The sequence below is a fragment of the Streptomyces sp. NPDC006314 genome (assembly GCF_040613075.1).
Lineage (GTDB): Bacteria > Actinomycetota > Actinomycetes > Streptomycetales > Streptomycetaceae > Streptomyces.
Genome location: NZ_JBEXRL010000044.1, coordinates 1 through 12,908 on the forward strand (window position 1 = coordinate 1; position 12,908 = coordinate 12,908).

8 protein-coding genes and 2 pseudogenes are annotated in these 12,908 nt (G+C 68.2%); 9 read left to right on the forward strand and 1 reads right to left on the reverse strand.

Annotated elements, in window-relative coordinates:
- Positions 1-855: 855 nt before the first annotated feature.
- Positions 856-2,859 carry an amino acid transporter gene (locus ABZ079_RS36180; RefSeq protein WP_356943686.1) on the forward strand — a complete coding sequence of 668 codons (2,004 nt, stop codon included), beginning with the start codon at positions 856-858 and terminating at the stop codon, positions 2,857-2,859.
- A gap of 105 nt (positions 2,860-2,964) precedes the next feature.
- On the opposite strand, the pseudogene ABZ079_RS36185 reads toward ABZ079_RS36180, so the two are convergent.
- Positions 2,965-3,207, reverse strand: a pseudogene (locus ABZ079_RS36185) (transposase); the annotation flags it as partial.
- A gap of 855 nt (positions 3,208-4,062) precedes the next feature.
- On the opposite strand from ABZ079_RS36185, the gene cseB reads away from it, so the two are divergent.
- The 8 genes and pseudogenes from cseB to ABZ079_RS36225 all read left to right on the forward strand — a co-directional run bounded on the left by cseB (position 4,063) and on the right by ABZ079_RS36225 (position 12,711).
- Complete coding sequence (gene cseB, locus ABZ079_RS36190) at positions 4,063-4,800, forward strand: two-component system response regulator CseB (protein ID WP_356943687.1); 738 nt, start codon at positions 4,063-4,065, stop codon at positions 4,798-4,800.
- Positions 4,801-4,806: 6 nt separating this feature from the next.
- Complete coding sequence (locus tag ABZ079_RS36195) at positions 4,807-6,063, forward strand: HAMP domain-containing sensor histidine kinase (RefSeq protein ID WP_356943688.1); 1,257 nt, start codon at positions 4,807-4,809, stop codon at positions 6,061-6,063.
- A 152-nt stretch (positions 6,064-6,215) separates the two neighbouring features.
- Positions 6,216-6,545 (forward strand): hypothetical protein, encoded by a 330-nt coding sequence (locus tag ABZ079_RS36200; protein WP_356943689.1) that lies wholly within the window; start codon positions 6,216-6,218, stop codon positions 6,543-6,545.
- Between the two features lie 234 nt (positions 6,546-6,779).
- Entirely contained in the window at positions 6,780-7,571 is a 792-nt protein-coding gene (locus ABZ079_RS36205) for an ABC transporter ATP-binding protein (RefSeq protein ID WP_356943690.1), read from the forward strand.
- Between the two features lie 69 nt (positions 7,572-7,640).
- Positions 7,641-10,202: an FtsX-like permease family protein gene (locus ABZ079_RS36210; protein ID WP_356943691.1), complete on the forward strand. Its 2,562-nt coding sequence runs from the start codon at positions 7,641-7,643 to the stop codon at positions 10,200-10,202.
- A 301-nt stretch (positions 10,203-10,503) separates the two neighbouring features.
- Positions 10,504-11,713 (forward strand): annotated as a pseudogene (locus tag ABZ079_RS36215) (hypothetical protein).
- 255 nt (positions 11,714-11,968) lie between these two features.
- On the forward strand, positions 11,969-12,379 hold the full coding sequence (locus ABZ079_RS36220; protein ID WP_356943693.1) for a transposase family protein: 411 nt from the start codon (positions 11,969-11,971) through the stop codon (positions 12,377-12,379).
- 5 nt (positions 12,380-12,384) lie between these two features.
- A complete protein-coding gene (locus ABZ079_RS36225) occupies positions 12,385-12,711 on the forward strand; it encodes a transposase (RefSeq protein WP_356943692.1) in 327 nt (108 codons plus the stop codon).
- Positions 12,712-12,908 lie beyond the last annotated feature (197 nt).

Below are 12,908 nucleotides of genomic sequence, written 5' to 3' on the forward strand. Positions count from 1 at the left end.
GAGGACTTCCCGCACCTGGTCCAGGCCCTGGACGAGGTGATGCGCAAGCTTGGCGAGACCGCACGGCGGTGGCCTCGACCGGATGGCGACGGTCTTTTATCCCTCCAGCGGGCAGATGACTGCGGCGTTCGCCGCGGTCGCGAAGTACTACGGGGCCGGGGTGGACATCTGCCCGCCACTGCACCCCTGTCTCCCGACTCTACGCGGGGGCCACCGACAAGAGCCCGCTGATGGGATGACCGCCTGATGCGCCTGCGGCTCGGGGAGCACGTAGGCGCGATCATGCGTGTCCTGGCTGTTCTGCCCCGACTCGCGATGGTGCAGCACGTTGATGGCCCTGCGCGTGCGTCGCATCAGCGAGCCCTTCATGCCGGACTCCTGTGCCCAGGAGTTCACCGCGCCCTTCCCCAGACCGACACTGAAGGGCCCCAGGCGTTGGACGTCGCCTGGTGGATGGGTAGGCAGGGTGTTGCGATCAGCAGTCGGTCGACGTCCGGGGCGTGTTCACGCGTGTGGGCACGGGCGAAAGACGTGGCTTCCAATGCTTGGGTGATCAACCGTCCCGGGGAGCCCATGCCCGAACTCACCTGGCGCTACGGCTACCCGCCGTCCTCACCGTCATGGTCGCCGTCTGCACCGTCATCTACCGCGCCCTACGCCGCAACAAATGGCTCTGACGCCTGCGATCCGCCCCAGCCGTGGCGGAAGAACAGCGACGACGGTGGCCAGCGGCGTGGTGGATCCTGCCGAGCGGGGCGTGGGGGGGGAGAGTGGCGCCTTCGGCAGGGCGGATACTCAATGATCGTGTCGTGGCGCCTGTGCGCCGCGCTTGTCATGCGTTGCCAATGAGGGCTTATGAAGAAAGTGATGGGGGACATGAAGGACGCACACGGGCCGGTTGTGCCGGAGGTGGTGAACAGTCCCGCGCTGCCAACCGAGCCCACCAGCGGGTTTGCGCGGTGGCTGCTGCATCACCGGGTGCAGCCGGTGGGGCCGGCGGCCGGTGAGGCACATGCGGAGCCGCACTCGTGGTGGAAGGTGATGTGCCTGACCGGTGTCGACTACTTCTCCAGCCTGGCTTACGTCCCGGCGATCGCCGCGCTCGCCGCCGGGGCGGTCTCCCCGCTGGCGACCCTGCTGATCGTGGCGCTGACCCTGCTGGGGATGCTGCCGATGTATCGGCGTGTGGCGAGGGAGAGCCCGCACGGGGCCGGGTCGGTGGCGATGCTGGAGGATCTGCTGCCGTTTTGGTGGGGCAAGCTGTTCGTGCTGGTCCTGCTCGGCTTCGTGGCGACCTCGTGGATCATCACGATCACCCTGTCCACGGCCGACGCCTCCGTGCACGTTGTGGAGAATCCGTTCTTCCCCGAGGCCCTGCACGGCCATGAGGTGGCCCTCACCGTGACGCTGCTGCTAATCCTGGGAGGGGTGTTCCTGCTGGGGTTCAGCGAGGCGGTGATGGTGGCCATCCCGCTGGTCGCGGCCTTCCTGCTGCTCAACGCCGTCATCATCGGCGTCGGCCTGGCCGACGTGTTCACCACCTCCGGGGCGCTGTCGGCGTGGACGGATGCGCTCGCGGACACCGGAGGCGGATTCGGTGACCTGGCGGCCCCAGCTCTGCTGGCGTTTCCGCTGCTGGTTCTGGGCCTGTCCGGGTTCGAGACCGGCGTGAGCATGATGCCGCTGGTCGCCGCCGACGGCACCAATCCCGAGCAGCGCCTGCAGTCCCGGATTCGCAACACGCGCAAGCTGCTGACCACCGCCGCCCTGATCATGAGCGTCTACCTGCTGGCTGCCAGCTTCGTCACCACCGTCCTGATCCCTAAGGACGAGTTCGAGCCGGGCGGGGCCGCCAACGGCCGGGCGCTGGCCTGGCTGGCCCACGAGCACGTCGGCGAAGCCTTCGGCACGGTCTACGACATCAGCACCATCCTCATCCTGTGGTTTGCCGGCGCCTCCGCAATGGCGGGGTTGGTCAACATCGTGCCCCGTTACCTGCCCGACTACGGCATGGCCCCCGAATGGGGACGAGCAGTCCGCCCCGTCGTCATCGTCTACACCGCCGTGTCCATCGGTATCACCATCGCCTTCGACGCCGATGTCGACGCACAGGCCGGCGCCTACGCCACCGGCATCCTGGCCATGATGGTCTCCGGTGCGTTCGCCGTCACCGTCTCGGTGTTCCGCCGCCGCCGACGCGCAGTCGGCACCGGGTTCGCGGCGCTGACCGCGGTACTGCTCTACGCCCTGGTGGCGAACATCGTTGACAAGCCCGACGGCATCGCGATCTCCGGGGTGTTCATCGCCGGCATCATCACCGTCTCCCTGATCTCCCGGGTCTCGCGCACCACCGAACTGCGCGCCGACCGCATCGTCTTCAACGAGACCGCCCGCCAGTTCATCTCCGACACCCTCGCCCACGACCAGGCCATCAACATCATCGCCAACCGCCGCCAGGCAGGCGACGCCGCCGAGTACTCCGCCAAGGAAGAAGAACAGCGCCACACCAACCCCGTCCCCGGCCGGGCCGATGTCCTGTTTCTGGAGATCGACGTGGTCGACCCTTCTGATTTCAGCGAAGCCCTCACCGTGCACGGTGTCGAAGTCGACGGCTACCGGATCCTGCGGGCCGGCGCCCCAGCGGCGCCGAACGCCATCGCTGCGATCCTCCTGGCGCTGCGCGACGCCACCGGCGTCCAGCCGCAGTGCTATTTCGCCTGGGCCGAAGGCAGCCCCCTGGTCCACATGTTCCGCTACTTCCTCCTTGGCCGCGGCGACACCGCCCCCGTCACCCGGGAGATCATCCGCAAACACGAACCCGACCCCGCCCGCCGCCCCGGTATCCATGTCGGCGGCTGACCTCCACCCATCCACCAGCCACCCCGGCCGGGCACAGAACGGGCAATGTGCCGGGCACGCCTCCGCACATGTGGTCGCGTGCCCGGCGCGCTATTGGCTGCGGCACAGCCGGCCGGCATCGACCCGGCCGCGGTCCACCGCGGCGTAGAGCCCTCTGTGACCACGGCGGTGTTCACCCACCAGCGACAGCTCGGCCAGCGACCTCACCGGCCCGTCTCCGCACCGGACGGCGTCGGCCAGCTCGAACAACGCGTCCGAACGAGCGGTCAGACAGGAGTAGAACTCACCCCGGCGGCATGATAGTTCGACCAACGGCTCTCGACGGGCGTCGTGATGCAGCAGACTCATACGGCTTTCGTGCTGGACGTGTGTGTTCCTTGGTCGGAGCGCATGTTCAGCTAAAGGCCGTCTCCGCGTACGCCGGATACCGAACCGAGTGATCAAGTTCGACGCACCGTTCGACTCCGGACGTTAAAGATCAAGCTAGGCCGAGATGGCGTGTGGTGTGTCTCTTTGAGCGCGAGGCTGAGTGACGGAAGTCACTCCCTGGCTCGGCTCAGTACGGTCCTCAAGGATCTTGGATAAAGGCACGCCCCAGGTGGCCTGGTCTTTCGTATGGCGCGGACCGATGAGGGTGATGCCCGGGAGAGGCGCACTTCTTCGGTCTTGGTACTGGGGCTCTCGTATGTCGCCGGTTCACCGACGTCCCCAACCTGTTGGTGACCATACGTAATCGCCAGCTGCGTATCGGCTCCATGCCGACCCGGGTGCCCTTACGTGGCCGATCTTCCTGACTGAGCCCAAGTACTGCTTGCCCACGTACGCGGTCGCACTCCCGTTCTTGCGGTCCCCTGGCAGGTCGTCATGTGCTGACCTGGGTGTTTGTATCAGGTGGGTATCAGGAAGCGCTTAGTTGGCCATCGGGTCAGTGCACTGGGCCATGGCGAATGGGGGCCCACGGGTTGCTGGAGTGCCGTGGACCCGGTAGCTGAGGAGCCGTGTCATCCAGTCTGACCTGGGTGTTCGTGGAGGAAGGATGCGGTGGGGTGCGATGCGTGTCCGTTGTAACGACGTGCTTGCCGCGTCCGGTGTCTGCCTTATGGTTTCTTTCAGGTTGTTGCTGCGCGCGCGTACATCGGCTGCGCGGGCGCACATACGGGATTGATGCCTCACCTGAATCGTCCGAACAGGAGTTAGCCGCTCGTGTCCTCGTCCGCCCCGGCCGGGGCCTCTTCGCGACCTGTCCGCGTGCTGCTGGTGGAGGACGATGACCTGATGCGCCGGGCCTTCACCGTCGCCCTGGAGCGTTACGGCTACGAGATGAAGGCCGCGGCTGACGGTCTTTCGGGCCTTGAGCTCTTCCGCGACGAAAGCTTCGACCTGCTAATCCTGGACGTGATGCTGCCCGGTCTGGACGGGATCGGCCTGTGCCGCCGGGTCCGGGAGACCAGCCTGGTGCCCGTGCTGATGATGTCCGCGCGCGGCGACGGGCTCGATGTCGTCGCCGGTTTGGAGGCCGGAGCGGACGACTACGTGGTCAAGCCCGTGGACACGTACGTGCTGGTGGCACGCATCCGCTCGCTGCTGCGGCGGGCGACCTACGCGCCCGCCCAGGGCCCCGGGCGGGCCGGGGACGAGGGGCCGCCGTCCGAGGCGGAGGTGCTGGTGTTCGGGGACCTGAGCATCGACACCGGCGGCATGGAGGTGTTCCTCTCCGGGAGCCCGGTGGCGCTGACCCCGACCGAACTGAAGCTGCTCCTGGAGTTCGCCGCCCACCCGGGCGTCGTACTGGAGCGGCACACCCTGTTGCGCGACGTGTGGGAGTACGGCTGGGACGGTGACAGCCGGGTCGTAGACCTGTGCGTGCAGCGGCTTCGCCGGAAGCTGGGGCGGGAGCGAATCGAGACGGTCCGCGGCTTCGGCTACAAGTTCAGACGCTGAGATCCGGTGCGCCCCCTCCGCCGGCTGCGGCCGGACCTCTCGTCCCTGCGCTGGAAGATCGCCGCGCTGGCCGCGGCCACGGCATGCCTGGTCGTGGCGGCGGTGGGCGTGCTGGTGCACGCGTGGACCGCGGACGACATCCGCGATCGGGCCGAGGCGCATGCCTTCAACGGCCTCTACTCGGCCATGGACGTCTACCGGCGAACCGGAACGCTGTCCGACGGCGCCGAGCTCGATCCGGCCGACCTGCCCGCCGCACTTCGCCACCCCGCCGACGGCGACCGGCACACGGCGTACGACGGGCGCGTCGAGGGAAACAGCGGGCCGGGTTTCTGGGGCGCCCAGCGGACCGGCGGCCCGGACAGCCCGGTGCTCGCCCTCTACATCAACATGAGCTCGGAGTTCCACACCCTGCGCCGACTCGACGCGACCATGGCCGTGTCCTCGCTGGCCGTGCTCGCCGCGGCCGCGCCCCTGACAGCCTATGGGGCCGGGCTGCTCGCCCGCAGGCTGCGACGGGTTTCCGAGACCGCGCGCCGGATCGCCGCCGGCGACCTCGACGCCCGGACCGGGCCCACCAAGGGCCGCGACGAGGTGGCCGACATCGCCGCCACCGTCGACCTCATGGCCGACAGCCTCGGCCGACAGCTGCGCACCGAGCGCCGGTTCACCGCGGACGTGGCCCACGAACTGCGCACCCCCGTCGGGGGTCTGCTGGCCGCCGCCGACCTGCTTTCGCCCGGCGAGACGGAGGATTTGCTACGGGCCCGGGTGCGCGATCTGCGCGGCCTGGTCGAGGACCTCCTGGAGATCTCCCGCCTCGACGCCGGTGCCGAACAACCTGTCCGCACCCATGTGCCGCTCGGCGCCGTCGTCTCCGATGCCGTGGCGCGCACCGGATTCGACACCGAGGTCACCGTCGCTGGGCCCGCCCGGGGCGCGCAGACTGTGGAGACGGACCCGCGCCGTCTGGAGCGGATCGTCAGCAACCTGGTCGTCAACGCCCACCGGCACGGAGCCGCCCCGGTGCAGGTCACCGTCGAGGGCCGTACGGTCGTCGTACGCGACCACGGCCCCGGCTTCCCGGAAGACCTGCTGCTCCACGGTCCGCGCCGTTTCCACACGGGTGCGAAGGAGCGTGGCTTGGGCCACGGCCTGGGGATGACCATCGCCCTGGGACAGGCCCGGCTGCTCGGCGCCGAACTGCGCCTGGCCAACGCCCCGGACGGCGGCGCCGTCGCCACCCTGCGCCTGCCGGTCTGACCATCCGGCGGGCGGCCGTACAGGCCATCCATACAGGCCATACAGAACCGCTACGAAGTGGCGCGGACGCCGGTACGCGGCGGCCAAGGGCCCGGATACGTTCCACGGAAAGCCTTCGAAGTGCGCCCTTCCGTACTCGACGAGAAGCCGCTGTGAGCGTCGAGTTCAACGGACGGTGGTGCACGAATCCTGAGAAGAGAACCGTGACACGTCTCGGCAACGCCTCCCCCGTCCAGCCGCGCCAGAGCAAGGGTGCCTCCCGTGCGCAGATCGGCACATTGAGGGGCGTTTGGTGTTTCGGTGTACTCGCCATCATCGTATTCGTGTTGCTGATCATCGGTGGCTTCGCCGCGGACTCGAAGGCGGGGGAGACAGGGCAGCCCGCTGGTGTGCTCGGTCTGATCGTGCTGTTCCTCGGCTTGACGGTCCTGATCGTCGGCATGCTGGCCCGATTCGTCGTGGCGAAGCCGGAGCGCCGATGACAGACAGCCCTTGAATGACTTGCATGAATTGACCGGACCTCTCGGCAGCACCTGCGGTGTCCATGCTCAGCTGCGCCGAGAGGTCCTGTCATGCCATCGACATGGCCACGCCCATACAGGCCATACAGAACTGCAACGAAATGGCGCGGCCGCCGATACGCGGCGGCCCAGGCCCCGATACGTTCCCCGGACACCCTTCGAAGTGCGCCTTCCCGTACTTGAAGAGGAGTCCCCGTGACCGTCCACCGCGCCCACCCCCTTGCCCCGCACGCGCCGCACACCACCCCAGGAGTCGCGGCCGCCACCACCGATCTGACAAAGGTCTACGGCAGCGGCGAGACCCAGGTCGTCGCGCTGGACCGGGTCAGTATCGACTTCCGGGAGGGCGAGTTGACCGCGATCATGGGCCCCTCCGGCTGCGGCAAGACCACCCTGATGCACTGCGCCGCCGGGCTCGACTCGCCCAGCTCTGGCTCCGTTCGCATCGGCACCACCGAACTCAGCAGGCTGGGCGACCGGCAGCTCACCCAGCTGCGCCGGGACCGGATCGGCTTCATCTTCCAGGCGTTCAACCTGCTGCCGACGCTGACGGCCCTGGAGAACATCACGCTGCCCATGGCCATCGCCGGACGCCGCCCCGACCAGCAGTGGCTGGATCGCGTGATCTCCATGGTTGGGCTCTCCCAGCGCCTCGACCACCGGCCCGCACAGCTGTCCGGCGGGCAGCAGCAGCGCGTCGCGGTCGCCCGCGCGCTAGCTTCCCGCCCCGCGATCGTCTTCGGCGACGAGCCCACCGGAAACCTCGACTCCCGCGCCGGGGCCGAGGTCCTCGGCTTCCTGCGCGACTCGGTGCGCGAGCTGGGCCAGACCGTGGTCATGGTCACCCACGACCCGGTCGCCGCCGGCTACGCCGACCGCGTGGTCTTCCTCTCCGACGGCCGCCTGGTCGACGAGATGGCACACCCCACCCCCAACCGGGTCCTGGACCTGATGAAGAACTTCGACGCCCGCTCACACACCCGCTGAGCGCCCTCGCCCCAGGACCGACCCAGCCCACCGCTCGCATCCACCGAGCCCACGCCTCCGGAAGCCCCCATGCTGAAAACAGCCCTGCGCAACCTCCTGGCGCACAAGGCGCGTCAGATCGTGACTGTCCTTGCCGTCTGCCTGGGGGTCGCATTCGTCAGCGGCACCCTTGTCTTCGCGGACTCCACCGCCGCGGCCCACCGCGCCGCCGCCTCCAAGAACTTCGCCGACATCGCGGTCACCGTGACCGACAAGGAGTTCCCGTCTGGGGCCCCCGCGGACCAGCAGAGCAGCGTGCTCGACGACGCACTCGCGCGGAAACTTGCCGACGTGCCCGGTGTCGCCACCGTGCGCCCGTCGGTCGACGGTTCGTCCGCCCTGAACGCGGCGGACGGCACCCCCCTGCGCGTCAAGCCGGGGGCGAACCTGGCCGCCGCCTACGTACCCGGCACAGACGGCAAGGACAGCCGCTACCCCCTGCTCGAGGGCCGCGCCCCGCGCAACAGCGACGAACTCGCCGTGGACAGCGGCACCGCCGCCGCAGGCCACCTCCACATCGGCGACACGGTCACGCTGGCCACCGACGGTCCCGTCATGGCCAAGCGGCTCGTCGGCATCGTCACCGCCAAGGACACCCGGGTGACCGCCGGCGGCACCCTCGCCCTGTTCGACAAGGCGACCGCCCAGAAGATGTTCGCATCCCCGGGCCACTACACCGGCATCGACCTGTCCGCCAAGCCCGGCACCTCCCCGTCCGAACTCGCCGACCGGGTCACCGACATGCTCCCGGCCGACCGGGCCGAAGCCACCACCGGCGCCGCCCAAGCCGCCCAGCAGGCCGGCTACGTCGACACCCTGACCCGCGGCTACGAGAAGCTGCCGCTGGTCTTCGCCGGGATCTCGCTGTTCATCGGCTCCTTCCTCATCATCAACACCTTCACCATGCTCGTGTCGCGGCGCACCCGTGAAATCGCGCTGCTGCGGGCGATCGGCGCCTCGCGCCGCCAGGTATCCCGGTCCGTCCTCGCCGAGGCTCTCCTGGTCGGCCTCGTCGCGTCGGCAGCCGGCTTCCTGCTCGGCCTCGGCCTCGCCGCAGTGCTGCCCGACATCCTGAGCACCGAGGGGAACACACTGCCTCAAGGCCCTCTGGTGATCCGCCCGCGCTCGGTCGTGGCGACGCTCGGCGTGGGCGTGGGCGTCACCGTGCTCGCCGCGTGGCTGCCGTCCCGCAGGGCGGCGAAGGTCGCGCCCGTCGAGGCGATGCGCACGGCCGGACAGCCGTCCTCCGCCACCCGGTCCCGGCTGCGCGGCGTGGCCGGACTCGCCCTCCTCGTGCTCGGCACCGGTCTGCTGATCTCGCTCACGGGGGCAAAGGACGCCTCGGAGAAGAACCTCCAGACAGCGATGTTCGGCTGCGCCCTCGTCGTCGTCGCCTTGATCGTCCTCGCACCACTGCTCGCCACCCCCGTGATCCGGCTGACCGGCCGGCTCACCGGCCGCTTCGGGATCACCGGACGTCTCGCCCGCGAGAACGCGCTGCGCGACCCGCGGCGCACCGCAGCCACCGCCGCCACCTTGCTTATCAGCACCGCGCTGGTCGCCGGGCTCGCCGTCATCGGAAACTCCACCGCACAGGCCCTGGACCGCCAGGCCGCGACCGGCCTCGCCGCCGACTACGTGATCGGCACCCGCTCCACCATGACCGGTATCGACCCGGCCGCTGTACGGCGGGTGGCCGACACCTCCGGAGTGCGGGGCGCGAGCGCCGTCACGGACTCGACCGTGGTCATCGGCGGCCGTGTCCAGAACATCTCCGGCGTCGACCCCCACACTGTGAACGACGTCATGAAGCTCGACTTCGTCAGCGGCTCCGTCAAGGATCTCGGGCCAGGCCGGATCGCCGTCTCCAGCACCATCGCCCGGGACAACGGGGTGACGGCGGGCGACGAGCTCGACATCCAGATGGGCCAGAGCCGACAGTTCAAGAAGTACACCGTCATGGGCGTCTACGAGGACAACCCCATCGCCCAGGACGCGCTCGGCGCCCGTACCGAGGTGGCGCGGAACAGCTATACGCCCGGCTCCGTCCAGCGGATCCTCGTCCGTACCGACCGCGGCGCGGTCTCGAAGACCACCGAGGACCGCCTGCGCACCGCCGTGGGCAACAGCCCGCTGCTGAAGGTGCAGGACCGGGAGCAGTTCGTCCACGAGGCCGCCGGCACCATGGGCGGCCTGCTGACCCTGATGTACGGGATGCTCGCCATCGGCATCGTCATCGCCGCGCTCGGCATCATGAACACCCTGGCCATCTCGGTCGCCGAACGCACCCGAGAGATCGGCGCCCTGCGGGCCATCGGCATGGACCGCTCCGGCATCCGGCGGATGATCCGCCTGGAGGCGGTGACTGTCGCCGCGTTCGGCACGCTTCTCGGCCTGGCGGGCGGCCTGTTCGGCGCCTGGGCGGTCGGCTCGCTGGCTAACGGCGCGATGGCGCAGTACTCCCTGGCCCTGCCCTGGGGGACGCTGCTCCTCGTGTGCCTGCTCTTCCTCGCGATCGGCGCGCTGGCCGCCGCCGTCCCGGCCCGCCGGGCCGCCGCCCTGAGCCCGCTGGAAGCCGTCGCGGAGGCATAACACACAGCTCTATTTGGGCTCGGTCAGGTTGGTATCGGTGCTGAACATGGCGAGCGGCGTCATGCGGCGCATGGCCGTTCCTGATCAGGATGTGCTCGCCTCCGTAGCCCCAGCACGGACCGCGCGAAGTGTCGGATGCGACCGTCGCTGAGCACCTTCTTCGCACTCATCCGCGAGTGCTCCTGCTTCGACGGGTTGGTCACCGTCCGTAGGCAATCCCTGTCCGCTATGTGAGACCCCCCTATCCGTCAGCCCGTCTCCTCGTCGGGCTTTCGATGCGCCGAATGCGATGGGAATCGTTATGCACAAACTCAGCCGACGAAGGATGCTCGGACTCGGGGTAGGAGCGGCGGCGACACTATCCGTCACCGCCTGCTCCTCAGCCGGGTCGTCGGGATCCGGCAGCAAGGGTGGAACCGTGCCTGGTCGGGAGGGTCAGACAGAACCAATAGGCGACGGCTCAACCAGCTACACCGGCAAGCAACCGAACCAGCCTCCCAAGCCGGAGAAGCTGGAGCCCGGACAAGAGCCGCCCCAGTTCGTGGTCTTCTCCTGGGACGGCGCGGGCGAGGTGGGTAACGGCCTCTTCCCGCGGTTCCGTAAGCTCGCTCGCGACCACAACGCCTCAATGACGTTCTTCCTTTCCGGCCTGTATCTGCTGCCCGAGTCGAAGAGGCGGCTGTACCGGCCGCCGAACAACCCGGTCGGAGCGTCCGACATCAGCTACCTCACCGATGACCACATCAGGGAAACGCTGAAGAACTTGCGAGCGGCGTGGCTGGAGGGCCACGAGATAGGCACTCACTTCAACGGGCACTTCGGCGGCGAGGGCAAGGGATCCGTCCGTTGGTGGACCTCCACGCAGTGGGAGTCTGAGATCAAGCAAGCCCAGTCCTTCGTCGGCGAGTGGCGCACCAATACCGGTTTCACCGATCTCGAACCGCTGCCCTTTGACTATTCCAAGGAACTCATCGGCGGCCGCACCCCTCAGCTACCTCGGCCAGGAAAATCTCCTGCCCACAGCCCGCAAGCTCGGCTGGCGCTACGACTCCAGCTCGCCGGGCGGCCTTCAGATCTGGCCCACCAAGAAGCAGGGCCTATGGGACTTTCCGCTCCAGCACATACCCTTCCCCGGCCACTCCTTCGAGGTCCTCTCCATGGACTACAACATCGCGGCCAATCAGTCACCGAAGAACATCATCAAGGGCCCGTCGGTCAACTATCCGGGCTGGCGGAAGCAGGCAACGCAAGCGTATATCAACGGCTTCCAGCGGGCGTACGAGACCAACCGGGCACCCTTCTTCGTCGGCAACCATTTCGAGGAGTGGAACGGCGGCATCTACATGGACGCCGTCGAGGAGGCGATCAAGCACATCGCCGACGACAAGCACAAGGACGTCGGGATGGTGTCCTTCCGACAGCTGTGCGACTGGCTCGACGCCCAGGACCCCCAGATTCTCGCCGACCTGCGTCGACTCGGGGTCGGGCAGAAGTTCACCGGACGGCGCTGACACGCGACCCACAGCGCCGCAGAGGAGCCCCCGGCTCATCCGTCACAAGCGGCTCGACCGACAAATCCGTCGGTCCAGCCCCTCGCCATGCGAAGACCTTTCGCAGGTGCCCTGAGTGAACCTCTTTCACCCTGTCCCGCAGGACGAAACGCCTGGTTAAAGCGTCTTGAAGGAGGCTGTGTTCGGGCATTTTCCCTGTATGGGTGGGTGTTGAGGGCTGAGCCGTAGTGGGTGGAGACGTTCACGGGGGTGCGGATGCGGCAGTTCGAGCGACTGCTGAAGGTGGTCCGGGACCGGGGTGGGAACGGTCCTGGCGGTGGGCGGCCGTGGTGCCTGCCGCTGGACGACCGGGTGCTGCTCGTCGCGGTGTACTACCGCACGCACCTCACCATGCGGCAGCTCGCGCCGCTGTTCGGCGTCTCGCCGGCGACGGTATGCCGGGTCACCCACTGCGGCCACGATGCTCGCCGGCCAGGGCCTGGCCGACCTGTCCCGGGCGGTACTCGACTCCGCCCACGTCCGCGCCAAAAAGGGGGCGAACTTGCAGGTCCGTCGCCCGTGGACCGGGGCAAGCCGGGTTCCAAGATGCACATCCTGTCGGATGCGAACGGACTGCCCTACGCGTCGGCCTCTCCGCGGCCAACACTCACGACAGCCTCGGACTGAAGCCGATGGTCGCCCATTTCCACATAGGACACGAATCCCACAGCGACCATTCCAGGCCCCAACGGCTGCACGCCGACAAAGCCTATGACCTGCCTGGCCTGCGGCAATGGCTCCACAGCCAGCACATCGGCGTCCGTATCGCCCGCAAGGGAATCGACTCAAGCGAAAGACTGGGCCGCCGGCGGTGGGTCATCGAGCGCACGATCTCCTGGCTGACTGGCTACCGCCGTCTGTCACCCCGCTACGAGCGCCACCCGCGCAATTACCTGGCCTTCCTCGGACTCGCAGCCGCCAACTGCTGCTACAAGCGCTTCCTCAGACTGACCATGTAGGACACGGTGTAAGAGGTCGTTTTCACCTTAACTGCCTTGGTATCGGAGGATTTCTGTAGTGCCGGATGGCGGTGCGGAAAAGGCGGCAGATGCGGTCGGGGATTGTGGTCCGAGTGGGGTGACGAGTGGGGCGGGATGCTGCTTGTTCCTGTCTCATCCCAGGAACGCCCGGTCTGTCGTCATGGCTGCGTGCTTCC